This window comes from Pseudomonas sp. NY15372 (genome assembly GCF_048068215.1).
Taxonomy (GTDB): Bacteria; Pseudomonadota; Gammaproteobacteria; order Pseudomonadales; family Pseudomonadaceae; genus Aquipseudomonas; species Aquipseudomonas guariconensis_A.
This window is the reverse complement of sequence record NZ_JBLUPY010000004.1, coordinates 59,754-81,346: the sequence shown is the minus strand read 5'-3', so window position 1 is coordinate 81,346 and position 21,593 is coordinate 59,754. Positions and strand designations below refer to the sequence as shown.

The following is a 21,593-nucleotide window of genomic DNA, read 5'->3' as shown; positions in this document are numbered from 1 at the left end:
AAACCGGTAACTCAGATAGCCTTGAGCGTACCTTTTGGCAGGGTCGCGGCCACGGCGCCCTTCTGGAACTTCAGCTCGACGTTGTCGGACACTTCCAGGACCACGAAGTCGTCGGCCACTTTGACGATCTTGCCGGCGATGCCGCCGTTGGTGACAACTTCATCACCTTTTTGCAAGTTGCTCAGCAGGTTCTTCTGCTCCTTGGCACGCTTGGCCTGCGGGCGCCAGATCATCAGGTAGAAGATGACCAGGAAACCGACCAGGAAGATCCATTCGAAGCCGGTACCGGCTGGGCCGGCGGCAGGGGCAGCAGCGTCCGCGTAGGCGGCGGGAATCAGAAAGCTCATTGGGCACTCCAGTTGCTATAAGTTTATAAGTGCAAACAGTCAGTCCAAGGGCGGCACGGGTAGCCCGCGCTTGGCGTAGAAGGCGTCGACAAAGGCGGCCAATTTACCTTGTTGAATAGCCTCGCGTAAACCGGCCATCAAGCGCTGGTAATGGCGCAAGTTGTGGATGGTATTCAGCATGCTGCTCAACATTTCGCCACATTTATCCAGGTGATGGAGATAGGCGCGGGAGAAGTTAGTGCAGGTATAGCAGTCACAGGTCGGATCCAGCGGCGAATCATCATGGCGATGGAACGCGTTGCGGATCTTGATCACCCCGGTATCGACGAACAGATGGCCGTTGCGCGCATTGCGCGTCGGCATCACGCAGTCGAACATGTCGACGCCGCGGCGCACACCCTCTACAAGATCCTCGGGTTTGCCTACCCCCATAAGGTAACGAGGTTTGTCAGCCGGCATCTGACCGGGCAGGTAATCCAGCACCTTGATCATTTCGTGCTTGGGCTCGCCCACCGACAGGCCGCCGATGGCCAGGCCGTCGAAGCCGATGTTCTCCAGAGCTTCCAGCGAGCGCATGCGCAGGTCCTGGTACATGCCACCCTGGACGATACCGAACAGCGCCGCGGTGTTGTCGGCGTGGGCGTTCTTCGAACGCTGGGCCCAGCGCAGCGACAGTTCCATGGAGGCGCGCGCCACGTCGTGCTCGGCCGGGTACGGCGTACACTCGTCGAAGATCATCACGATGTCCGAGCCCAGGTCGCGCTGGACCTGCATGGACTCTTCCGGGCCCATGAATACCTTGGAGCCGTCGACCGGCGAGGCGAAGGTCACGCCCTCTTCCTTGATCTTGCGCATGGCGCCCAGGCTGAACACCTGGAAGCCACCGGAGTCGGTGAGGATCGGGCCCTTCCACTGCATGAAGTCGTGCAGGCTGCCGTGCTTCTTGATCACCTCGGTGCCCGGGCGCAGCCACAGGTGGAAGGTGTTGCCCAGGATGATCTCGGCGCCGATGGCCTCGATGTCGCGTGGCAGCATGCCCTTGACCGTGCCATAGGTGCCCACCGGCATGAACGCCGGGGTTTCCACCGTGCCACGGGGGAAGGTCAGGCGGCCGCGACGGGCCTTGCCGTCGGTAGCCAGCAGTTCGAACGACATTCGACAGGTGCGACTCATGCTTGATCCTCGGGGCCGCGTGGCGCCGGATTGCGGGTGATGAACATGGCATCACCGTAACTGAAGAAGCGGTACCCCTGCTCGACCGCCGCCGCGTAGGCAGCCATGGTCTCGGGGTAGCCGGCGAAGGCCGAGACCAGCATCAGCAGCGTGGACTCCGGCAGGTGGAAGTTGGTGACCAGGGCATCGACCACGTGGAACGGCCGGCCCGGGTAGATGAAGATGTCGGTGTCGCCGCTGAAGGCCTTCAGCTGGCCATCACGGGCGGCACTTTCCAGCGACCGCACGCTGGTGGTCCCCACCGCGATCACCCGCCCACCACGGGCGCGGCAGGCCTGGACGGCGTCGACCACGTCCTGGCTGACCTCTAGCCACTCTTTATGCATGTGGTGGTCTTCGATCTTGTCGACCCGCACCGGCTGGAAGGTACCGGCGCCCACGTGCAAGGTGACGAAGGCTCGCTCCACACCCTTGGCGGCGATCTTTTCCAGCAGCGCCTCGTCAAAATGCAGGCCCGCGGTCGGCGCGGCCACGGCGCCGGCGCGCTCGGCATAGACGGTCTGGTAGCGCTCACGGTCGGCGCCTTCGTCGGGGCGGTCGATATAGGGCGGCAGCGGCATGTGGCCGACGCGCTCGAGCAGCGGCAGCACCTCTTCGCCAAAGCGCAGCTCGAACAGCGTCTCGTGGCGCGCCACCATCTCGGCCTCGCCACCGCCGTCGATGAGGATCTGCGTGCCTGGCTTGGGCGCCTTGCTGGCGCGGACATGGGCCAGTACCCGGTAGTTGTCGAGCACGCGCTCGACCAGCACCTCCAGCTTGCCGCCGGAGGCTTTCTGGCCAAACAGCCGCGCCGGAATCACCCGGGTATTGTTGAATACCATCAGATCACCGGGGCGCAGGTAGTCGAGCAAGTCGGTGAATTGACGGTGCGCCAGCTCCCCGCTCGGTCCATCGAGGACCAGCAGACGGCTGCCATGGCGCTCGGCCAGGGGGTGGCGGGCGATCAGGGAATCGGGGAGTTCGAAGGAAAAATCGGCGACGCGCATGATGGTGTTCGGTTCGACAGGGCCGGAAAGTTTAGCCCAAAGAGCGAAAATTGACCATGAAACCCGATTGACCGTCCCTCAGAGGCTCTCTATACTGCGCCCCCACAAGCCCTGATGGCGGAATTGGTAGACGCGGCGGATTCAAAATCCGTTTTCGAAAGGAGTGGGAGTTCGAGTCTCCCTCGGGGCACCAAGATCCGAAAGAAACCGACCTTATGGTCGGTTTTTTTGTGCCTGGGATTTTTTTGGGGGCATGACTTGGGGTTTGAGGTGATGCGTAGATCGCGCGCCGCCTCGAAACCAAGACAGGCACCTGCCAGCCCCCCCTATCTCCCGACAAGCAGCGACGCGCTCCACATCCCGTGAAAGAACCTGAGTTTTCGGATTTTCCCCATTCCCTGTAGGCTGTTTCCCAAACATACTGCCTATCCCTTTCAAGCCATTGCGGTGCTCTGGATCGGGCTCTAGTCTCGGCCTGTCGTTGCCAATTCAACGACCGGCTTTGACAGGCCGACCCAAGTAGAAACCTCATGGCTCGCCCTCAATGGCGGCTGTACGTGGGGGCACCTCGTGTGCGCCGGGTTTCCTCTATTTGACCGGTCTGTCAACCCTGCGTATAGCTGCCACCCTTTTGTTTGACAGCAAAAGGTGGCGGCTCCGTTCAAATGAGGAGCTTCACCATGCTAAAGATCGTCCCCGACCCACCCTACCCCACCGAACTCGCCCATTCCCTCGAAGACATCCTGATGCAAACCTCCGAATAGCTGGTTTGCGCCCTCTCCATCGCCCAACAGAACACCCTCACCCATCAAGCCTCATCCGTCCAGGCGCTGACCCTGGCCACGATGCATGAGATCGAGGCGGCCCGCGGCATGGTGGAAATGGCGCTGAGCAAGGTTCAGGTACGCCACTGACAAGGAGGATTACGATGACGAGCAAGACGGTAGGCGTCACCTGTTTTGGCTATGGCACGGGTGATGCGCCTTTGTTTCGGGTGGTACCGGGACAGGACGCGATCCTCGCGTTGGACCAAGCCTCAGCAATGCTTCAATGCGTTCGGCGGATGACGCTGCTGGCGGCAACCGATGGCGAGGCAGACCTCGGCTGGGCGGCACATCTGCTCAGCGACATGGCCAAGGCGATCATGGATGACGTGGAAATTGGGCGGCAGCGTACACAGCCATAGCCCACCGCCGGATAAGCCCGCCCTCATAGAACGATGCACGAAACCCTGTGGGAGCGGGCTTGTCCCGCGATTAGCCGAGCCCGATGTCTCCATCGCCTGACAAGGGCTTCGCCCTTGATCGCGGGACAAGTCGGACCGCCGCACCGCCGCTCCCACAGCGGATCAGCGCTAGCCGCTTGTTCTCTGCATGACAGGGCTAGGTGATCTCCATAGGAGCAGTGCAAAGGTCGAGCATTGGCCTTCGATCAAGCTGATCTTCTCAACACGGGATAACGGTACACAGGCCCTTAAGTTCAACGATGTATCCTTGAAGTAAGCCCCACTTATCCAAGGCATACCCCATGAAGCTGACACACCGCCCCGTGCGCCACGACGATATCGCCGCCATCTGTTGCTTCCCGCAAGGTGCGGACGAGCTGTTCTACATGTTCCCCAAGGCCACCTACCCGCTCACGCCAGACCAACTGAACGATGCCATCGCCCAGCGCAGCGGATCGACGGTGATCGAAGGTGATGGCGTGGTGCTGGGCTTTGCCAATTTCTACAAGGCCGAGCACGGTGGCGTATGTGCCTTGGGCAACGTGGTGGTCGCTCCCGCCGCGCGTGGCCGTGGCGTCGCACGCTACCTGGTGCAATGCATGATCGACTTGGCCCGCGAACAGTTCGCCGCGCGGGAGGTGTGGGTGTCGTGCTTCAACCACAACACGGCGGGGCTGCTGCTTTATCCACAGTTGGGGTTCGTGCCGTTCGGCATCGAGGAACGGCAGGCACCGGATGGCAGCCGGGTCGCGCTGGTGCAGATGAGTCAAAGACTCACATGAGCAGGTCGTCAGCGTGATACGGAATGAGGCTGTGCAAAAAGGTCGATTCCCAAAGCACGTAAAGACTCTCACGCCCCAGGCCGCTGTTTGCTGCAATTTCGGACATTCTCCGCGCCCTGGCGATATGTTCGAGTGCACGGATGATTTCATCGCTGTCACCATCGGCCAGCACCTGGCTCAGGTACTCACTGATTGCCTCATCGCTGTCCAGCAATCAGCGATGAGATAGCCAGTGCGGCCCCACGATTGGGTCGGCTTTATCGTCGCAGTTCGAGAGACAACAGATGGCGAGCGCTACGCGCTCGATCGCGGGGCAAGCCCGCTCCCACACAGGCGCTTCGAGAGCGGCATCGTACCTGTAGGAGCGGCCTCATGCCGCGAAAGGGCCGCAAGGCGGCCCCTGGGGTGATCAGGCGCGCACGTACCGCTGGCGCAGCACGTCGCTGAAGGCATCCACCAGCAACACCAGCACCAGCATGCCGATGATCACGGTGCTGGCCTGGGCTTCCTGGAACAGGCTCAGGGTGGTGTAGAGCATCTGCCCCAACCCACCCGCACCCACGAAGCCAAGCACGCTGGCCATGCGGATGTTGTTCTCCCAGCGGTAGAGGCTGTAGGCAAGCAGTTGCGGCCAAAGGTTGGGCAACGTTCCAAAGCAGAACGCCGCGGCCTGGCTGCCACCTTGCAGGCGGATGGCGGCGGCAGGCTCGGTGGGGGCGTTCTCCAGGGCCTCGGCGAACAGGCGGCCCAACACACCAGCGGTATGCAGGGCCAGGGCCAGGGTGCCGGCATTGGGCCCCAGGCCTGCGGCAAGCACGGTCAGGGCGGCCCAGACCAGCTCAGGGATTGCACGCAGGGCATTGAGCAGCAACCGCGCAGCGCCCTGCAATGGCCAGCCGAAGCGGCCCGCGGCCGGCAGCGCCAGCAGCAGGCCGAGCACCATCGCCAGCAGGGTCCCGAGCCCGGACATGGCCAGGGTCTCCAGTGCGCCCTTACCTACAGCCCGCAGGTGCTCGGCGGACAGGTCCGGGCTCAGGAAGCGGTGGGCATACTCACCCATCTGCGCCAGCCCGCCATTGCCCACCACCGACGCCATGTCCAACTCGAGGTAGCCGAACGACGCCACCACGGCGGCGAGAATCGCGACGACCACCAACAGGTTGATCACCCGGTTCATGCCAGCCTCCCCCGCAGCACGCGGCTGAGCAGGTCGGCCAGCATCACCAGCACCAGGAACGCCAACAGCATGCTCGCCACCTCGGCCCCGGCGAACATGCGCATCGACAGGTCGATCTGCTGCCCCAGCCCGCCGGCACCGACGAAGCCCATCACCACCGAGGCGCGCACGGCACATTCCCAGCGGTAGACGGTATAGGAGACCACCTCCGCCGCCGCCCCCGGCAGGATGCCGTAGAAGAACGCCGTAAGCCGACCACTACCCGCCTGCAATAAGGCATGCGCCGGGCGCTGGTCCACCGATTCGAAGATCTCCGCATAAACCTTGCCCAGCATGCCGGCATAGGTGATGGCGATGGCCAGCACCCCAGCGGTCGGCCCCAGGCCCACGGCACGGACGAACAGCAACGCCCAGACGATTTCCGGCACGCTGCGCAGGAACACCAGCAGCCCGCGCACCGGCAGGCGCAGCAGCCGTGACCCCAACCCAGGGCGCCCACCCCGGGAGGCCGCGCGCAGCGACAGCGCGCGGCTGGCCAGCAGGCTGGTCGGCACCGCCAGCAGCCAGGCCAGGGCCATGCCGGCGGTGGCCACGGCCAGGGTCTGCAAGGTGGCCTCGAACAACAGCGAGAGAAAGTCGGCATCATGGGCCGGTGGCCAGAACCCACTGGCGAAACTGGCCATCTGTTGACGGTTTTCGGCCTGCAGCAGCACACCTGGGTTCAGCTCGCTCAGGTGCAAGCCTGGCCATAACACGGCCAGGGCGAGCAGGGTCAGCAACAACCGGGGCCAAGCTGCCGGGTCGCGGGCGTCGGCCTTCAGCATCGTGGAATCTGTACCGTCAAGGTCGGGCCCGGCGACGGCGGCGAGCTCAACTGCTCGTTGGCATAAAGCGCGTCGAGCAGGCTTTCGGTGACCGCCTGGGCCGGGCAGTCGAATGCCACCTGGCCGTCGCGGATACCGACCACCCGAGGGAAATGCGCCAGCGCCAGCTCCACCGCATGCAGGCTGGCCACCAGCGTTACGCCGTTGGCCTGGGCATGGCGGTTGAGCAGTGCCAGGCTGTGTTCGGCGAGTACCGGGTCCATGGCCGACACAGGTTCGTCGGCCAGCAAGACGTCAGGCCGCTGATACAGCGCGCGGGCGATGCCGACGCGCTGCAGCTGGCCGCCGGAGAGCTGGCCGCACTGGACGAACAGTTTGTCCGCCAGGCCCAGTTCAGCCAGGGCCTGTCGCGCACCGGGCACATCGGTCGGGTAGACCAGGTTGAGCAGGCCGCGCAACGTGCCCCACTGCCCCAGCCGCCCGGCCAGCACCGCAGTGACCACACGCTGGCGTGGCGGCAAGGGCGGCGCCTGGTGCACCAGCCCCACGCGCGCGCGCAGGCGTTGCCGGGCCCCGGCCGACAGCGCCCAGGGCTGTTCGCCGAGCAGCTCCAGGCGCCCGGCACTGGGCTCGATGGCGGTCGCCATCACGTGCAGCAGGCTGGACTTGCCGGCCCCCGAGGGGCCGATGATCGCGACCCGCTCGCCCTTGTCGATACGCAGGCTCACCGCATCGAGTGCGCGGACCTGGCCATGGCGCAGGCCCACACCGTGCAGATGGATAGTCACTTGAGCAGACCGGCCTCGCGTGCCGCTTGCTCGGTGCCTACGTAGTTCTCCGGCTTGGTTTCGATGAAGCGGCTGGCGGCCTGCAGGTCAAGGATCGCCTTGTGCTCCGGGTTGGCCGGGTCCAGCGCGAGGAAGGCCGCCTTGATCTTTTCCTTCAAGGCCGGGTCCATGTTGCCGCGCACGGTCCAGTTGTAGTCGAAGTAGGTCGGGGTGGTGGCGAAGACCTTGACCTTGTTGGTGTCGACCTTGCCGGCATCGACCAGCTTCTGCCAGACGCTGGCGTTGAGCACGCCGCCGTCGACCTTGCCGGCCTGGACCCAGGCGACGGTGGCGTCGTGGGCACCGGAGTAGGCTACACGGCTGAAGTAGCCTTCAGGCTTGATGTTGTCCTGCTTGAGCATGAAGTAGCGTGGCATCAGGCTGCCGGAGGTGGACGAGATCGAGCCGAAGGCAAACGACTTGCCCTTGAGATCGGCCAGGCTCTTCACATCCGGGTTGGCAGTGATGAACTTGGAGGTGAACTGGGCGTCCTGCTCACGCTGCACCAGTGGCGTGGCGGTCGGGTCCTTCAGGTGCACCTGGACGAAGGTGAAGCCGCCCAGCCAGGCCATGTCCAGGCGGTTGGACGCCAACGACTCGACCACCGCCGGGTAGTCGGCCACCGGTACGAACTTCACGTCCATGCCCAATTGCTTGGAGAGGTATTCCCCCAGTGGCTTGAACTTGCGCAGCAGTTCGGTCGGCGCCTCATCAGGGATGGCGCTCACCCGCAGGGTATCTGCAGCCTGGGCAATGACGGCACAGCAGGACAGCACGAGGCCGGCGGCGACCGCCAGGGGACGTTTGAGCATGGGATTCTCCGGTTCAATAGCGGGGAAAGGGCCGGCGACGCGCCGACGGAGGGGAATTATAAGAGTCGCTGGCGCAAAGGCCAGCTTTGCTACAATCGCGCATCACGAAAATCCGAGGTGCGTATGAGCGAACCGATTCGTCTGACCCAGTACAGCCACGGCGCCGGCTGTGGTTGCAAGATTTCTCCCAAGGTGCTGGATGTGATCCTCGCCGAGAGCGGCACCCAGGCCCTGGACCCGAAACTCTGGGTCGGCAACGCCTCGCGCGACGACGCGGCGGTCTATGCGCTGGACGATGAGCGCGGCGTGGTCTCGACCACCGACTTCTTCATGCCCATCGTCGACGACCCGTACGACTTCGGCCGAATCGCCGCCACCAACGCGATCAGCGACATCTATGCCATGGGCGGCGACCCGCTGATGGCCATCGCCATTCTCGGCTGGCCGGTCAACGTGCTACCGCCCGAGGTGGCCCGCGAAGTGATCCGTGGAGGCCGCGCCGTATGCGCCGAGGCGGGCATTCCGCTGGCCGGCGGCCATTCCATCGATGCCCCCGAGCCGATCTTCGGCCTGGCCGTCACCGGCGTGGTCGGCAAGCGTCATCTCAAGCGCAACGACACTGCCAGTGCGGGCTGCCGCCTGTACCTGACCAAGCCCCTGGGCATCGGCATCCTCACCACCGCAGAGAAGAAGGCCAAGCTGCGCGAGCAGGACCAGGGCCTGGCCCGCGACTGGATGTGCACTCTCAACACCCCCGGCAGCCGCTTCGGCAAGCTCGATGGAGTCAAGGCCATGACCGACGTCACCGGCTTCGGCCTGCTCGGCCACCTGGTGGAGCTGGCCGAAGGCAGCGGGCTGACCGCGCACCTGCGCTACGACGCCGTGCCACGCCTGCCCAGCGTCGAGCACTACTTGGCCGAGGGCTGCATTCCTGGCGGCACCCTGCGCAACTTCGACAGCTATGGCCACAAGATCGGCGCCCTCACCGACGCGCAAAAGCACCTGCTGTGCGACCCACAGACCAGCGGCGGCCTGCTGGTGGCCGTGAGCCCCGAAGGCGAGGCCGAGTTCCTCGCCGTGGCAGCGCAACTGAACCTTACCCTCTCGCCGATCGGCGAGCTGGTCGAGCGACAGACCCACGCAGTCGAGGTGCTTTGATGCGCAACGACTGCACCGATTACCGCCAGCTGTTCCTGAACGACGTGCCGATGATGGACATGCGCGCGCCGGTCGAATTCGCCAAGGGTGCCTTCCCCGGCGCCGTGAACCTGCCGTTGATGAATGATCAGGAGCGGCAGAAGGTCGGCACCTGCTACAAGCAACAGGGCCAGGCCGCCGCCATCGCCCTGGGCCACCAGTTAGTCAGCGGGGCGACCAAACAAGCGCGCCTGGAGGCCTGGGCGGCATTCGCCAAGGCCCACCCCGAGGGCTATCTGTACTGCTTCCGCGGCGGCCTGCGCTCACAGATCGTGCAGGGCTGGCTGAAGGATGAAGCCGGCATCCAGTACCCGAAGGTCAAAGGTGGCTACAAGGCCATGCGTAACTTCCTGCTGGGCACAACCTTGCAGGCGGTCGAGCAGTGCGACTTCGTGCTGGTGGGCGGGCTTACCGGCACGGGCAAGACCGATGTGCTGGTCCAGCTAGACAACGTGCTGGACCTGGAAGGCCATGCCAATCACCGTGGTTCCAGCTTTGGCAAGCGCGCCACCGCGCAGCCAGCGCAGATCGATTTCGAGAACCAGCTGGCCATCGATATCCTCAAGAAGCGCGCCCGCGGCCTGCAGCAATTCGTGCTGGAAGACGAAGGACGCATCGTCGGCAGTTGCTCGGTGCCCCTGGAGCTGTACCAGGGCATGCAGCAGTACCCACTGGTGTGGCTCGAGGACAGCTTCGAGAACCGCGTGGAACGCATCCTGCGCGACTACGTGATCAACCTGTGTGCCGAGTTCGTCACGGTGCACGGTGAAGAACAGGGGCCAACCCTGTTTGCCCAGCGCATGCTCCAGAGCATGGCCAATATCCACAAGCGTCTTGGCGGCGAGCGCTTCCAGCGGTTGTCCGCGCTGCTGGAACAGGCGCTGGACGAGCAGCTGCGCAGCGGCGACGTGGGCCTGCACCGGGGCTGGATCGAAGGCTTGCTCAACGAGTACTACGACCCGATGTACGCCTACCAGCGCGAGGCCAAGGCGAGCCGTATCGAGTTTGCCGGCGATGGCGTGGAAGTGCGGGAATACCTGAAGGCCCGGGCCCAGCGCGAACCTCGATAGCGCTCGCAGAGCCTGTGGGAGCGGCGGTGCGGCGATCCGGCTTGTCCCCCGATTGGGCCGGGCCCGATATCACCTCGCCTGGCAAGGGCTTCGCCCTTGATCGCGGGACAAGCCCGCTCCCACCCGGCCTGCGCTGTTTTCAGAGACACCGCCGTACCTGTGGGAGCTGGCTTGCCAGCGATAGGACCGGGGCAAGCAACTCAAGACAGTTGGCTCCCACAAGGAGGCGCGACAGCGCTGCCCTGGCTTGTCATGGCCCCGGGCTCAGCACCCGCTCCAGCTCCGCGGCCCGCTCGCGGGTCAGGTCCATCAGGCACATGCCGCTTTCGAGCTGGCGGAGAGTGCCCCCGCTTACCTGCCCATGAAACGCGCAGTTGTCGTCACGGAACTTGATCCAGGTGCGCTGCACCTCACGCAACGCCTTCTGCTGGCTTGGCTCCAGCTTGGCCATCAACTGCTTGTAGGCACGATTCAGGCGCTCATCCTGTACCTGGGTCTCGGTGACGATGCAATTGCTCATGGCCAGGGTGCTCATGGCCTTGTCCATGCACTGCGAGTAGGTCGATGACGGCGCCTGTGCTTGGGCCTGGGTGGCACAGCAGGCCAGGACGATGGCGGCCAGAGAATATCGGGTCATGTACGCTCCTTGTGCGTTGACATTGGGGTCAGAGCCTAGTGTGGTGTTTTGCAAATACGACCAATAAGTCGCAAGTGAATTTTGTGCTCAAGCAAGGCGTCGCGACGAGTCGTAGCCCGGCTACGGCGAGGAGCGACAACGCAGCATGAGCGCAAAAAGCGCCGCGACTTATGGTTGTTATTTGTGAAACACCACACTAGCACTCCTGCCCACTCGATCAGCCGTAGCCTGGAAAAATCGGACACGTCCTACTCTTGCGCCTGGTCCGCCTCGCACAAGGTGCGAATCCGTTCGCGCAACCATCGGTGCCCGGCATCGCCCTCGCGTCGTGAATGCCAAGCCTGGGTAAAACCAAAGGGCGCAATGGCCAACGGTGGCTCGAAGCAGCGCAAGCCCGGCTCCAGGCGGGTGCCCGCCAGGCTCCGACGGGCCACGGTAAGCACCAGGTCGGTGCCGATGATCAGCCCCTGGGCCACGCCCCAGTGCGGCAAGGTCAAGGCAATGCGACGTCGTTCGCCCAGTGCCTGGAGTGCCAGGTCGATCTCGTTGTCGATGCCCGGCCGCACGGCCACCAATACATGGGGGCGAGCCAGCCATCGATCCAGCGCCAGCCCACCACGGGGCGGCAATGTCTGGCGGTCGGCCAGGCACACGAAAGACTCTTCGAACAATACCTGTACCTGGACCTCGGACGGCAGCTCAGGGAATACCCCCAGGGCCAAGTCCACCTCGCCATCGATCAACTGCCCAAGCATGGCCTCCCGACTGCCCTGGGACATCACAAGGTCGATTTCCGGCGCCTCGGCCCTGAGCAGGCGCATCAGCCCGGGCAGCACGACCCGCGCGCCATAGTCCGACATGGCCAAGCGAAAGGTTCGCCGCGCCCGGCTCGGCTCGAAGCGTGGGCTGCCCAACAAGCCGTGCAATTGCTCCAGGGCTTGCTCGAGCGGCTCGCGCAAGGCCTGGGCCCGGCTGCTCAGGTGCAGGCGACCGCCCCTGCGCACCAGCAGGGGGTCGGAGAAGATTTCTCGCAACTGCGCCAACGCATGGCTGACCGCAGGCTGGCTGCGGTGCAGGCGCACCGCAGCACGGGACACATGCTGCTCGCTGAGCAAGGCATGCAGGGTCAAAAGCAGATTGAGGTCGATGCGGCGAAAATCATCCATGGTACGAATAGGGCCCGTACAAACTTCGAATTTCCATCATTGAAATGGATAAACAACACTGCGCCTAGTGTTTTTCCAAAGGAGCCCCCGATGCCACATGCCCTCACGCTGTCCGCCCTCCTCCCCTCGCTCGTTGCGCTGCTGGCCGGCGCGGCGGTGCCCTTCCAGGCCGGCAGCAACGCTGCGCTGGGACGCCTGCTTGGCCACCCGCTGTGGGCGGCCGGGGTATCGCTGATGGTCAGCCTGTTGATGCTGGTACCGGCCTTGTTGGCAATGCGCGCGCCTGCGCCGCAGCTCCAAAACCTTGCCCAGGCCCCCTGGTGGGCCTGGTTCGGTGGCGTGGCAGGCGTGCTCTACATCACCGCCGCGCTGGTGCTGACACCGCGCCTGGGTGCGGCGGGGTTCATCGTCTGCGTGATCGCTGGGCAGGTGCTGTCGTCATTGCTGATCGACCAGTGGGGGTTGATGGGGCTGCCGGAGCGGCCCGTCAATGCGATTCGCCTGGCCGGGGTGGGCATGATCGTGATCGGCATGCTGGTCGTGCAATGGGGCACGTCCCGCGCCTCATAGGGTGGCAGCCGTCATTACAAGGCCTGCGGTTGCTCCGGCGGCATCAGCACTTTGTCCACATCGAAATGCAGCGCGGGCATCTGGGTGCCGGCATACATCACCACGGCCAAGGCCGCGATCAGCCCGACATCGAGCCAGTGCCAGGCCGGCATGTCGTCGACGCGCCTTGCCTTCCAGCACCACCAGGCCTGGCCCAGACAGAACGACACGATCGCCAGCAGCCACAAGTAGAAGCCTGCGCCAAAGCCGGTGACATCCTGGAATGCATAGCTCTGGTTGTCCGGCAGGCGCTCGATACCCAGGCTGCTGGCGGCCAGGTAAAGGGCGCCCAGCCCCAACAGCAGTGCCAGGCGGCGAAAGCGCCGGTGCGCCAGGACCGCCAGCGCCAGCAACGGGTTGGCGAACCATTGGTACAGCCCGAAAGGTACGCCCCAAGGCCCGTAGAGCAGCATTTGCAGCGCGGGCATATGCCGGCCGGCGCTGGTCAAGGCACCGTCGAAACAAAGCCCCAGCAGGTAGAGCGCCAGGCTGAAGGTGAGGTAATAGGCAGGCAACCGCGAGCTCCATCGGATAACGACAAGCCCATGACCATACCGCACCCAGGCCTCAGGTGACAGGCAGAACCAGCGCCGCGCCCTGCCCTGCTCGCCCTCAGGCGACTTCGGCCCCGTCATCCTCCGGCCAATGCGGCTCGTTGGCTTCCAGCGGCGGCAGCCCGTAATGCGCGCGTGCGGCGTCGCAGCTGGGGTTGTGCACGCCATTGACCCAGGACGCCTCGAATTCCCGACAAGGGCTGGAACGGTTTTCGTAAATGGTGCAAGCGACCTGCTTGCCGACCTCGCCGTTCAGAGCGATGCAACGGCATGGCTTGGCATCGGTGCCGATCATCGCGACGCGGGTCGGGTTGATCTGCACCACCAGGTCATCGGGCACAAGGCCACCGGCGGACTGGCATTCGCCCCAGAAGAAAGACACACGGAAGTACCCGCAGCAGGCGCCGCAGTCAAGGCAAGGGTTGTATTCGGACATGATGGCACGGAGGGAAAGTTGTTGTTTTCGGGGCTGGGCCCGCGCGCCATTTTCAATCCAAGCCGGGGTGGCTGAGAAGAGGGGTAAAGCAAAAATAGTTTGCCGCTGATCCGGGAAAAACGGGGCCGACTCGCAGCCCCGTTTGCGCCGTTACTTGCGGGTCAGACCATTGGCCCGGAACATCTGGCGAATGCCCCGGATCGCCTGGCGGATACGGTCCTGGTTCTCGATCAGGGCGAAGCGCACATGGTCGTCACCGTAGTCGCCGAAGCCGATGCCGGGCGATACGCAGACCTTGGCCTCGGCCAGCAGCTTCTTGGAAAACTCCAACGAACCCAGGTGGGCATAGGCTTCGGGGATCTTCGCCCAGACATACATCGAAGCCTTGGGGTTCTCGACCATCCAGCCGAGCTCATGCAGCCCCTTGACCAGCAGGTTGCGCCGTTGGCGGTACTGCTCGGCGATATCGCGCACGCACTGCTGGTCGCCTTCCAGCGCGGCGATGGCCGCGACCTGCAGCGGGGTGAAGGTGCCGTAGTCGTGGTAGCTCTTGATCCGTGCCAGGGCGCTGACCAGCTCCGGGTTGCCGACCATGAAGCCGATGCGCCAGCCAGCCATGTTGTAGCTCTTGGAGAGGGTGAAGAATTCCACGGCGATGTCCTTGGCGCCGGGTACCTGCATGATCGACGGCGCCTTCCAGCCGTCGTAGACGATGTCGGCATAGGCCAGGTCGTGGACTACCAGCACATCGTACTGCTTGGCCAGGGCCACCACGCGCTCGAAGAAGTCCAGCTCGACGCACTGCGCCGTCGGGTTGGACGGGAAGCCCAGGATCATCATCTTCGGCTTGGGGATCGACTCGCGAATCGCCCGCTCCAGCTCGTTGAAGAAGTCCACGCCCGGCACCAGCGGCACCGACCGCACCTGGGCGCCTGCGATCACTGCACCGTAGATATGGATCGGGTAGCTGGGGTTGGGCACCAGCACCGTGTCGCCATGGTCGAGGGTGCCGAGCATCAGGTGTGCCAGGCCTTCCTTGGAACCGATGGTGACGATGGCTTCGCTTTCCGGGTCGATCTCGACATCGTAGCGGTCCTTGTACCAGTGCGAGATGGCCCGGCGCAGGCGCGGGATACCGCGAGAGGTGGAGTAGCCGTGGGTGTCTTCGCGCTGGGCGACCTGCACCAGCTTCTCGACGATGTGCGGTGGGGTAGCACCGTCGGGGTTGCCCATGCTCAGGTCGATGATGTCCTCGCCACGACGGCGGGCCGCCATCTTGAGCTCGGCGGTGATGTTGAAGACGTAAGGGGGGAGACGATCGATGCGCGCAAAGCGGCGCGGCGAACCTGGGTTGGCCATGGCTTCCTCTGAGTACGTAAGCGCCCGGAACCGTCCGAGCGACGCTGGCCGCTGCGGCGGCCTGAATCAGAAGATAGTGCCGAAACACGACCTCTGTAAAGGTCTATTTCCTGTTTTTATCGTTTTTTTCAGGTTTATTTTTCCATGTGCCAGCGAGCTTGCCCCGCGATAGGGCCCGAACATGCAAAAAAAAACCCCGGCACATGGCCGGGGCTTTTCGTGTAACAGGCGACTGTCAGCGTGCGTAGGTCATGAGCACGTCGGTAGCGGTCTGGCTGTCCACCGACATCATCACGCTCAGGGCGGTGACAGTGAGGATAGAGAAACCGAATACCTTGCGCGCCCACTTGCTGTCGTCCTCAGCCTTGTAGCCACCCCAGGCCATGTACAGCCAGTACAGGCCCATGGCGGCGGCAACGGCCAGGTAGCCAAGCCCTGCATAGCCACCGAGGGTGAGCATGAGGGTAGCCAGCACGAAGGCCAGCACGTACAGCACGATCTGCTTCTTCGCCGCCAGGATACCGCGCGCCACCGGCAGGACCGGGATGTTGGCCGCGCTGTAGTCCTTGAAGCGGAAGATGGCGATGGCGAAGCTGTGCGGCATCTGCCACAGGCTGAACATCACCAGCAGGGTCACTGCAGCCAGGTCGAAGCTGTTGCTCACAGCGCAATAACCGATCACCGGAGGCATGGCACCGGACAGGCTGCCGACCAAGGTGCCGTGCACCGACTTGCGCTTGAGCCAGAGGCTGTAGAAGCCGACGTAGACGACGAAGCCCACCAGCGCACAGAACGCCGACAGCGGGTTGGCCTGGACATACAGCAAGCTGAAGCCCGCCACCCCAAGCAGGGTGGCATAGACCAGCGCGAAGGGCAGCGACATGCCGCCCTGGACCATGACGCGGTTCTTGGTGCGCTCCATCTTCTGGTCGATGTCGCGGTCGATGCAGTTGTTGAACACGCATCCAGACGCGACCACCAGGGAGGTACCCACCACCACCGCCAGGAACAGGGCGAAGTCCACATGGCCCTTCGCGGCAAGGAAGAAACCGCCTGCCACGGAAAGCACGTTACCGAAAATGATCCCCGGTTTGGTGATTTGGATAAAGTGCTTCACGGACATGCAGTCTTACCTCACTTGGCCATCATTTCGATGTGGATGCTGAACATGATCCACAGCGACAGGCCGACCAACAGAGCGATTACGAGAGTGGTGAACAGGAACGTCGACACATTGGAGCGCTGCTCTTTCGAGCGGTCCATGTGCAGGAAGTACACCAGGTGCACCACCACCTGGATGACGGCCATGGCCACCACGATCAGGACGGTCAGGTTCTTCGGCAGGCTCGGGTACATCACCAGACCGAACGGGATCGCGGTCAGGATGATCGACAGGATGAAGCCGATCGCGTACGACTTGACGCTGCCGTGGTTGCCTTCGTGATGAGTGTCGTGTGCGCTAGCCATTACAGAACTCCCAGCAGGTAGACGACGGTGAAGACGCAGATCCAGACCACGTCCAGGAAGTGCCAGAACAGGCTCAGGCAGCTCATGCGGGTCTTGGCGGTCGGGGTGATGCCCTTGGTGCTGATCTGGTACATCAGGACAGCCATCCAGATCAGGCCGGCAGTCACGTGCAGACCGTGGGTACCTACCAGGGCGAAGAAGCCCGACAGGAAGCCGCTGCGGTTCGGGCCGTAGCCTTCGCCGATCAGGTGATGGAACTCATAGACTTCCATCGCGATGAAGCCGGCACCGAACAGGAAGGTGATGGCCAACCAGCCCAGCACGCCGCCCTTGTTGCCTTTGAACATCTGCAGCATGGCGAAGCCGAAGGTGATCGACGACAGCAGCAGCAGTGCGGTTTCGACAGCTACGAAATCGAGCTGGAAGATGTCATGACCCGACGGGCCGCCGGCAAAACTGCCGGACAGCACCGCGTAGGTGGCGAAGAGCGACGCAAACAGGATGCAGTCGGTCATCAGGTACAGCCAGAAACCGAGTACGGTCATCTGGCCCGAGTCGTGGTGGTGGTCGTCGTGCCCATGGTCGTGACCATGAGCGCCGGCGTGGATTACTTGACTGGACATTGATTACACCCGCTCAAACGATTCGACACGTGCGCCGGCAGGCAGAGCACCTGCTTTGGCCAGCGCTTTCATGCGCTCGCCTTCGATGCGCGCCACTTCTTCGGCCGGAACCATGTAGCCCTGGTCGTCACGTGCAGCGTGGCGAACGAAGACAGCGATGGTTGCAACCAGGCTCGCGCCTACCAGCCACCAGATGTGCCAGATGAAGGCGAAGCCGAAGACGGTCAGGAACAGGCCCATGAACAAACCGGTGGAGGTGTTGCTCGGCATGTGGATCGCTTCGTACTTGGCCGCAGGCTTGTAGGCGACACCGGCTTCCTTGGCTTCGTGCCAGGCGTCCAGGCCAACCTTCTCAGGCATGTGGGCGAAGTTGTAGAACGGAGGTGGCGACGAGGTCGACCATTCCAGGGTACGGCCGCCCCATGGGTCGCCGGTGACGTCCAGGTTCTGGTTGCGGTCGCGAACCGATACGTACAGCTGGATCAGCTGGCAGGCGATACCGAACAGGATCAGCACGGCGCCGACGACGGCAACGTACAGGTACGGTTCCCAAGCCGGGTTGTCCGAGTGGTTCAGACGACGGGTCATGCCCATGAAGCCCAGGGCGTACAGCGGCATGAACGCTACGTAGAAGCCGGAGATCCAGAACCAGAAGGCAGCCTTGCCCCACTTCTCGTTCAGGGTGAAACCGAAGGCTTTCGGGAACCAGTAGGCGAAGCCGGCGATGTAGCCGAATACCGCACCACCGATGATCACGTTGTGGAAGTGGGCGATCACGAACAGGCTGTTGTGCAGGACGAAGTCAGCACCTGGAACAGCCAGCAGGACGCCGGTCATGCCACCGATGGAGAAGGTGACCATGAAGCCCAGGGTCCACATGATCGGCGCGGTGAAGCGCAGACGACCTTGGTAGATGGTGAACAGCCAGTTGAACAGCTTCACACCGGTCGGAATGGAGATCAGCATCGTCGCCAGGCCGAAGAAGGTGTTGACGCTGGCGCCGGCACCCATGGTGAAGAAGTGGTGCAGCCAGACCGCGAAGCCGAGAACGGCGATCGCGCCCGATGCGTAGATCATCGAGTGGTGACCGAACAGGCGCTTGCCTGCGAAGGTCGAGGTGACTTCCGAGAACACGCCGAAGGCCGGCAGGATCAGGATGTAGACCTCAGGGTGACCCCATGCCCAGAACAGGTTGACGTACATCATCGGGTTCCCACCAAGCTCGTTGGTGAAGATATGGAAGTCCAGATAACGGTCAACGGTCAGCAGGGCCAGAGCAGCAGTCAGGATCGGGAACGAAGCGACGATCAGCACGTTGGCCCAGGTGCAGGTCCAGGTGAAGATCGGCATGTCCATCAGCTTCATGCCAGGGGCGCGCATCTTCATCACGGTGACGAGGAAGTTCACGCCGGTAAGCGTCGTACCCAAGCCTGAGAGCTGTAGCGCCCAGATGTAGTAGTCGACACCCACGCCAGGGCTGTACTGGATGCCCGCCAGCGGCGGATAGGCAACCCAACCGGTCTTGGCGAATTCGCCAACGCCCAGGGAGATGTTGACCAGCAGCACGCCTGCCAGCAGCAGGTAGAAGCTCAGGGAGTTCAGGAACGGGAAGGCAACGTCACGTGCACCGATCTGCAGAGGAACCGCCAGGTTCATCAGGCCGGTGAAGAACGGCATCGCCATGAAGATGATCATGATCACACCGTGGGCGGTGAAGATCTGGTCATAGTGTTCAGGCGGCAGGTAGCCTTCGGCGCCACCGGTAGCGGCAGCGAGCTGGGTACGCATCATGATGGCGTCGGCGAAGCCGCGCAGCAGCATGACCATCGCGACGATGATGTACATCACCCCGATCTTCTTGTGGTCGACCGTAGTCAGCCACTCGGTCCACAAGTAGGTCCACTTGCGGAAATAGGTGATAGCACCGACGACAGCGATACCACCGAGCGCAATCATGGCAAGCGTCACCATGACTATCGGCTCGTGATAGGGTATCGCCTCCAGACTTAGTTTACCGAACATCTCTTACTCCTCTGCCCCGGCAGCTGGTTGCATACTCGACTCCACACCCTTGGTAGTGGCCAGTTCCTTGCTGCCTACTTCTTCGTGGCTTGGGCGACCGCGGTTCATACCTTCGTACTTGTCGACGATGATCTGGAACTGGTCAGCCGAAGCCTCGCTGTACAGCGTGACTGGGTTGTTTTCGCTAGGTTTGGCCAAGGCTTCGTATTCAGCCTTATCCAGCTTCTTCGGCGACTGCTTGACCTCGGCGACCCACTTCTCGAAGTCAGCCTGGGAGGTTGCAGTAGCCTTGAACTTCATGCCGGTGAAACCGGCGCCGCTGTAGTTGGCGGAGATACCGTCGAACTCACCGTTCTCGTTGGCGATCAGGTGCAGTTTGGTGGTCATGCCGGCCATGGCGTAGATCTGGCCGCCCAGGCCCGGGATGAAGAAGGAGTTCATCACGGCGTCGGAAGTCACGCGGAAGTTGACCGGGGTGTTAGCCGGGAAGACGATCTTGTTGACCGTGGCGATGCCCTGCTCCGGGTAGATGAACAGCCATTTCCAGTCCAGCGCGACCACGTCGATCTGCACCGGCTTCACATCGGAATCCAGTGGACGGTATGGGTCCAGCTTGTGGGTGGACTGGTAGGTGACGTAGCCCAGGGCGATGATGATCAGGATCGGGATGATCCAGACAGCCGCTTCGATCTTGGTCGAGTGCGACCAGTCGGGGGTGTAGGTGGCAGCCTTGTTGGAAGCACGGTACTTCCAGGCGAACGCGATGGTCATGATGATGACCGGGATGACGACCAGCAGCATCAGGCCGGTGGCGATCAGGATCAGGTTCTTTTGCTCAATGCCCACCTGGCCCTTTGGATCGAGCAGGGTCCAGTTGCACCCACTGAGTAAAAGCATGCCTAAAAAGGGCAATATGCCAAACAGTCTGGGGTAACGCTTTTTACTCATCTCACGACCTCTAGATCAGCTTGCTTCAATGCAATTTGTGTTTTGGTCGCCAACACTTCGTCCTGCCAAGCGTCAGCATTTCGGGCTCGAATTCGCTCCTGCCTGTGGTCCGACTGCTGGACCTGGGCGCGAGCGGGTTTACGGTGCTTTGTGGTTCGTAGGCTAACGGCCTGTACTTCAGACCAAGTCCATTTGGTGCGGGAAAACGCGGAGGGGGGTCCGCCCGGTATCGCCGTTGGGCGAAACTTGTCGAAGTCAGCAAAAGAAAGCGCTGCGGCTTCCTCCAATCCTGCGACTCGCAAGCAGTGCCGAACGGAAATTGGGGGCGATTGTAGATAGGTCGCCCCCCCTTGACTATGACTTATTGAGCAACAGTCTTTTACCGAATCGGTAACAATACTGCTCAAAAAATCAACTTCGCGACAGTTTGTCGCACCCCGCTTGATAGCCCTGGAGCCCGCATTCTACAAGGCTTTATCGTTGATCTGGGTCAAGCGGGAGGCGAGGTAAAGATGTTATCTCGCCATGCAACAGAGGGGGCTCGAAGCGGGACTTTTGTCTAAGCCCGCCGACGATTGCGATAGATGCCCAGCGGCACCAGGACCGCGGTGAGGACGAACGCCAGGAGTGCCCATTGCGCCAGGGACAACCCCAGAATTGGCGGATAAGGCGTGGAGCAGAACCCATCGACCTGGAACGCCAGCGGCCACACGTGTGCCAGCGGCAGGTCATCGACGATCGGCTGCAGGGTATCGATACCGCAACTGACCATCGGGTGCGCGAGTATATACACATGGTTGCCGGCCGCAACGATTCCGCCGATTGCGCTGAGCACCACCAGGGCTTCGAAGAAGGTCAGGCTGCGCCGACCGGGCATGGCCGCGGCGATGAAGGCGAATACCGCGATCAACAGCAGCGCGTAGCGTTGCAGAATGCACAGCGGGCATGGTGCCTCGCCGAGCACCACCTGCATGTAGAGCGCGCCGCCGATCAGCGACAGGCAGATCACGCCCAGCAACACCAGGAAGCGCCGTTCGCGGTTCAGGTGCGAGGTTTGTTCGTTCATTACCGGTTCCTTCGATGGATAGTGGCAAGGCGAGGGGCCCATCAGGGCGTTGGCCTGCCTGGCGACAGTCTACACGCGCGCCGAGGCGGTATGCGGTACTGCGCTGGGGCTATCCGGTGACGACTTCTGACCAGACGAAGCGACGTCGGTTCAACGTCGCCCGCCCAAAAGCGGCAGCCCGGATGTCGGACAGGCGAAAGCCCCTCGACACCCGGGAGTGAAGGAT

General features: G+C 62.9%; 23 protein-coding genes, 1 tRNA gene and 1 pseudogene. 6 read left to right on the top strand and 19 right to left on the bottom strand.

Annotation, left to right across the window (positions count from 1 at the left end; all coding sequences use genetic code 11):
• Positions 1–11: 11 nt before the first annotated feature.
• The 3 genes from yajC to queA are packed head-to-tail and all read right to left on the bottom strand — an operon-like array spanning position 12 to position 2,566.
• Entirely contained in the window at positions 12–347 is a 336-nt protein-coding gene (gene yajC / locus ACNFG0_RS04890) for a preprotein translocase subunit YajC (RefSeq protein ID WP_010223473.1), read from the bottom strand.
• 39 nt (positions 348–386) lie between these two features.
• A complete protein-coding gene (gene tgt / locus ACNFG0_RS04885) occupies positions 387–1,502 on the bottom strand; it encodes a tRNA guanosine(34) transglycosylase Tgt (RefSeq protein ID WP_172403058.1) in 1,116 nt (371 codons plus the stop codon).
• A 14-nt stretch (positions 1,503–1,516) separates the two neighbouring features.
• On the bottom strand, positions 1,517–2,566 hold the full coding sequence (queA, locus tag ACNFG0_RS04880) for a tRNA preQ1(34) S-adenosylmethionine ribosyltransferase-isomerase QueA (protein ID WP_416764137.1): 1,050 nt from the start codon (positions 2,564–2,566) through the stop codon (positions 1,517–1,519).
• Between the two features lie 108 nt (positions 2,567–2,674).
• Here queA and ACNFG0_RS04875 point away from each other — a divergent pair.
• The 3 genes from ACNFG0_RS04875 (at position 2,675) to ACNFG0_RS04865 (ending at position 4,573) form a co-directional block, all read left to right on the top strand.
• A tRNA-Leu gene (locus tag ACNFG0_RS04875) sits at positions 2,675–2,759 on the top strand.
• Between the two features lie 735 nt (positions 2,760–3,494).
• Positions 3,495–3,752 (top strand): DUF3077 domain-containing protein, encoded by a 258-nt coding sequence (locus ACNFG0_RS04870; protein ID WP_416764136.1) that lies wholly within the window; start codon positions 3,495–3,497, stop codon positions 3,750–3,752.
• 341 nt (positions 3,753–4,093) lie between these two features.
• Positions 4,094–4,573, top strand: a complete 480-nt coding sequence (locus tag ACNFG0_RS04865; RefSeq protein WP_416764135.1) for a GNAT family N-acetyltransferase — start codon at positions 4,094–4,096, stop codon at positions 4,571–4,573.
• Between the two features lie 8 nt (positions 4,574–4,581).
• On the opposite strand, the pseudogene ACNFG0_RS04860 reads toward ACNFG0_RS04865, so the two are convergent.
• From ACNFG0_RS04860 to ACNFG0_RS04840, 5 genes and pseudogenes are all read right to left on the bottom strand, one after another.
• Positions 4,582–4,787 (bottom strand): annotated as a pseudogene (locus tag ACNFG0_RS04860) (addiction module antidote protein).
• A 195-nt stretch (positions 4,788–4,982) separates the two neighbouring features.
• On the bottom strand, positions 4,983–5,750 hold the full coding sequence (gene phnE, locus ACNFG0_RS04855) for a phosphonate ABC transporter, permease protein PhnE (protein WP_196154562.1): 768 nt from the start codon (positions 5,748–5,750) through the stop codon (positions 4,983–4,985).
• On the bottom strand, positions 5,747–6,574 hold the full coding sequence (locus ACNFG0_RS04850) for a PhnE/PtxC family ABC transporter permease (protein WP_196143667.1): 828 nt from the start codon (positions 6,572–6,574) through the stop codon (positions 5,747–5,749). The genes phnE and ACNFG0_RS04850 overlap by 4 nt, the downstream gene beginning before the upstream one ends.
• Positions 6,568–7,362: a phosphonate ABC transporter ATP-binding protein gene (locus ACNFG0_RS04845; RefSeq protein WP_196154564.1), complete on the bottom strand. Its 795-nt coding sequence runs from the start codon at positions 7,360–7,362 to the stop codon at positions 6,568–6,570. The genes ACNFG0_RS04850 and ACNFG0_RS04845 overlap by 7 nt, the downstream gene beginning before the upstream one ends.
• Entirely contained in the window at positions 7,359–8,213 is an 855-nt protein-coding gene (locus ACNFG0_RS04840; protein ID WP_196143669.1) for a putative selenate ABC transporter substrate-binding protein, read from the bottom strand. Before ACNFG0_RS04840 ends, ACNFG0_RS04845 begins: the two co-directional genes overlap by 4 nt.
• 123 nt (positions 8,214–8,336) lie before the next feature.
• On the opposite strand from ACNFG0_RS04840, the gene selD reads away from it, so the two are divergent.
• Positions 8,337–9,371 carry a selenide, water dikinase SelD gene (selD, locus tag ACNFG0_RS04835; protein WP_416764134.1) on the top strand — a complete coding sequence of 345 codons (1,035 nt, stop codon included), beginning with the start codon at positions 8,337–8,339 and terminating at the stop codon, positions 9,369–9,371.
• Positions 9,371–10,480, top strand: a complete 1,110-nt coding sequence (gene mnmH, locus ACNFG0_RS04830) for a tRNA 2-selenouridine(34) synthase MnmH (RefSeq protein ID WP_416764133.1) — start codon at positions 9,371–9,373, stop codon at positions 10,478–10,480. The genes selD and mnmH overlap by 1 nt, the downstream gene beginning before the upstream one ends.
• A gap of 250 nt (positions 10,481–10,730) precedes the next feature.
• Here mnmH and ACNFG0_RS04825 read toward each other — a convergent pair whose 3' ends face one another.
• Positions 10,731–11,117: a lysozyme inhibitor LprI family protein gene (locus ACNFG0_RS04825; RefSeq protein ID WP_416764132.1), complete on the bottom strand. Its 387-nt coding sequence runs from the start codon at positions 11,115–11,117 to the stop codon at positions 10,731–10,733.
• Between the two features lie 248 nt (positions 11,118–11,365).
• Positions 11,366–12,283: a LysR family transcriptional regulator gene (locus ACNFG0_RS04820; RefSeq protein ID WP_416764131.1), complete on the bottom strand. Its 918-nt coding sequence runs from the start codon at positions 12,281–12,283 to the stop codon at positions 11,366–11,368.
• 90 nt (positions 12,284–12,373) lie between these two features.
• Between ACNFG0_RS04820 and ACNFG0_RS04815 the strand changes: the two genes are divergently transcribed.
• Positions 12,374–12,853: a DMT family transporter gene (locus tag ACNFG0_RS04815; protein ID WP_416764130.1), complete on the top strand. Its 480-nt coding sequence runs from the start codon at positions 12,374–12,376 to the stop codon at positions 12,851–12,853.
• 14 nt (positions 12,854–12,867) lie between these two features.
• On the opposite strand, the gene ACNFG0_RS04810 is transcribed toward ACNFG0_RS04815, so the two are convergent.
• The 9 genes from ACNFG0_RS04810 to ACNFG0_RS04770 all read right to left on the bottom strand — a co-directional run bounded on the left by ACNFG0_RS04810 (position 12,868) and on the right by ACNFG0_RS04770 (position 21,367).
• Positions 12,868–13,407, bottom strand: a complete 540-nt coding sequence (locus ACNFG0_RS04810; protein ID WP_416764129.1) for a hypothetical protein — start codon at positions 13,405–13,407, stop codon at positions 12,868–12,870.
• Between the two features lie 97 nt (positions 13,408–13,504).
• On the bottom strand, positions 13,505–13,882 hold the full coding sequence (locus ACNFG0_RS04805) for a YkgJ family cysteine cluster protein (protein WP_416764127.1): 378 nt from the start codon (positions 13,880–13,882) through the stop codon (positions 13,505–13,507).
• Between the two features lie 150 nt (positions 13,883–14,032).
• Complete coding sequence (gene alaC / locus ACNFG0_RS04800) at positions 14,033–15,241, bottom strand: alanine transaminase (RefSeq protein ID WP_416764125.1); 1,209 nt, start codon at positions 15,239–15,241, stop codon at positions 14,033–14,035.
• A gap of 235 nt (positions 15,242–15,476) precedes the next feature.
• Positions 15,477–16,364, bottom strand: coding sequence for a heme o synthase (cyoE, locus tag ACNFG0_RS04795; protein WP_196143678.1), 888 nt, complete (start codon positions 16,362–16,364; stop codon positions 15,477–15,479).
• A gap of 11 nt (positions 16,365–16,375) precedes the next feature.
• On the bottom strand, positions 16,376–16,708 hold the full coding sequence (gene cyoD, locus ACNFG0_RS04790) for a cytochrome o ubiquinol oxidase subunit IV (protein WP_043208038.1): 333 nt from the start codon (positions 16,706–16,708) through the stop codon (positions 16,376–16,378).
• On the bottom strand, positions 16,708–17,331 hold the full coding sequence (gene cyoC / locus ACNFG0_RS04785) for a cytochrome o ubiquinol oxidase subunit III (RefSeq protein WP_084858519.1): 624 nt from the start codon (positions 17,329–17,331) through the stop codon (positions 16,708–16,710). The genes cyoD and cyoC overlap by 1 nt, the downstream gene beginning before the upstream one ends.
• A gap of 3 nt (positions 17,332–17,334) precedes the next feature.
• The gene (gene cyoB / locus ACNFG0_RS04780) at positions 17,335–19,353 is read right to left on the bottom strand and encodes a cytochrome o ubiquinol oxidase subunit I (protein ID WP_070094176.1); all 2,019 of its coding nucleotides are present in this window, start codon (positions 19,351–19,353) and stop codon (positions 17,335–17,337) included.
• Positions 19,354–19,356: 3 nt separating this feature from the next.
• Complete coding sequence (gene cyoA / locus ACNFG0_RS04775) at positions 19,357–20,301, bottom strand: ubiquinol oxidase subunit II (RefSeq protein WP_416764123.1); 945 nt, start codon at positions 20,299–20,301, stop codon at positions 19,357–19,359.
• Positions 20,302–20,860: 559 nt separating this feature from the next.
• On the bottom strand, positions 20,861–21,367 hold the full coding sequence (locus ACNFG0_RS04770) for a disulfide bond formation protein B (protein ID WP_196154569.1): 507 nt from the start codon (positions 21,365–21,367) through the stop codon (positions 20,861–20,863).
• Positions 21,368–21,593 lie beyond the last annotated feature (226 nt).

What these genes read in the sequence shown, in the direction of transcription:
- cyoE (WP_196143678.1), bottom strand. Translation starts at nt 16,364, where the DNA reads ATGTCCGTGAAGCACTTTATCCAAATCACCAAACCGGGGATCATTTTC.
- ACNFG0_RS04805 (WP_416764127.1), bottom strand. Translation starts at nt 13,882, where the DNA reads ATGTCCGAATACAACCCTTGCCTTGACTGCGGCGCCTGCTGCGGGTAC.
- ACNFG0_RS04865 (WP_416764135.1), top strand. Translation starts at nt 4,094, where the DNA reads ATGAAGCTGACACACCGCCCCGTGCGCCACGACGATATCGCCGCCATC.
- ACNFG0_RS04770 (WP_196154569.1), bottom strand. Translation starts at nt 21,367, where the DNA reads ATGAACGAACAAACCTCGCACCTGAACCGCGAACGGCGCTTCCTGGTG.
- yajC (WP_010223473.1), bottom strand. Translation starts at nt 347, where the DNA reads ATGAGCTTTCTGATTCCCGCCGCCTACGCGGACGCTGCTGCCCCTGCC.
- queA (WP_416764137.1), bottom strand. Translation starts at nt 2,566, where the DNA reads ATGCGCGTCGCCGATTTTTCCTTCGAACTCCCCGATTCCCTGATCGCC.
- ACNFG0_RS04870 (WP_416764136.1), top strand. Translation starts at nt 3,495, where the DNA reads ATGACGAGCAAGACGGTAGGCGTCACCTGTTTTGGCTATGGCACGGGT.
- ACNFG0_RS04850 (WP_196143667.1), bottom strand. Translation starts at nt 6,574, where the DNA reads ATGCTGAAGGCCGACGCCCGCGACCCGGCAGCTTGGCCCCGGTTGTTG.
- cyoB (WP_070094176.1), bottom strand. Translation starts at nt 19,353, where the DNA reads ATGTTCGGTAAACTAAGTCTGGAGGCGATACCCTATCACGAGCCGATA.
- ACNFG0_RS04825 (WP_416764132.1), bottom strand. Translation starts at nt 11,117, where the DNA reads ATGACCCGATATTCTCTGGCCGCCATCGTCCTGGCCTGCTGTGCCACC.
- cyoC (WP_084858519.1), bottom strand. Translation starts at nt 17,331, where the DNA reads ATGTCCAGTCAAGTAATCCACGCCGGCGCTCATGGTCACGACCATGGG.
- ACNFG0_RS04815 (WP_416764130.1), top strand. Translation starts at nt 12,374, where the DNA reads ATGCCACATGCCCTCACGCTGTCCGCCCTCCTCCCCTCGCTCGTTGCG.
- selD (WP_416764134.1), top strand. Translation starts at nt 8,337, where the DNA reads ATGAGCGAACCGATTCGTCTGACCCAGTACAGCCACGGCGCCGGCTGT.
- cyoA (WP_416764123.1), bottom strand. Translation starts at nt 20,301, where the DNA reads ATGAGTAAAAAGCGTTACCCCAGACTGTTTGGCATATTGCCCTTTTTA.
- tgt (WP_172403058.1), bottom strand. Translation starts at nt 1,502, where the DNA reads ATGTCGTTCGAACTGCTGGCTACCGACGGCAAGGCCCGTCGCGGCCGC.
- phnE (WP_196154562.1), bottom strand. Translation starts at nt 5,750, where the DNA reads ATGAACCGGGTGATCAACCTGTTGGTGGTCGTCGCGATTCTCGCCGCC.
- ACNFG0_RS04840 (WP_196143669.1), bottom strand. Translation starts at nt 8,213, where the DNA reads ATGCTCAAACGTCCCCTGGCGGTCGCCGCCGGCCTCGTGCTGTCCTGC.
- cyoD (WP_043208038.1), bottom strand. Translation starts at nt 16,708, where the DNA reads ATGGCTAGCGCACACGACACTCATCACGAAGGCAACCACGGCAGCGTC.
- mnmH (WP_416764133.1), top strand. Translation starts at nt 9,371, where the DNA reads ATGCGCAACGACTGCACCGATTACCGCCAGCTGTTCCTGAACGACGTG.
- ACNFG0_RS04820 (WP_416764131.1), bottom strand. Translation starts at nt 12,283, where the DNA reads ATGGATGATTTTCGCCGCATCGACCTCAATCTGCTTTTGACCCTGCAT.
- alaC (WP_416764125.1), bottom strand. Translation starts at nt 15,241, where the DNA reads ATGGCCAACCCAGGTTCGCCGCGCCGCTTTGCGCGCATCGATCGTCTC.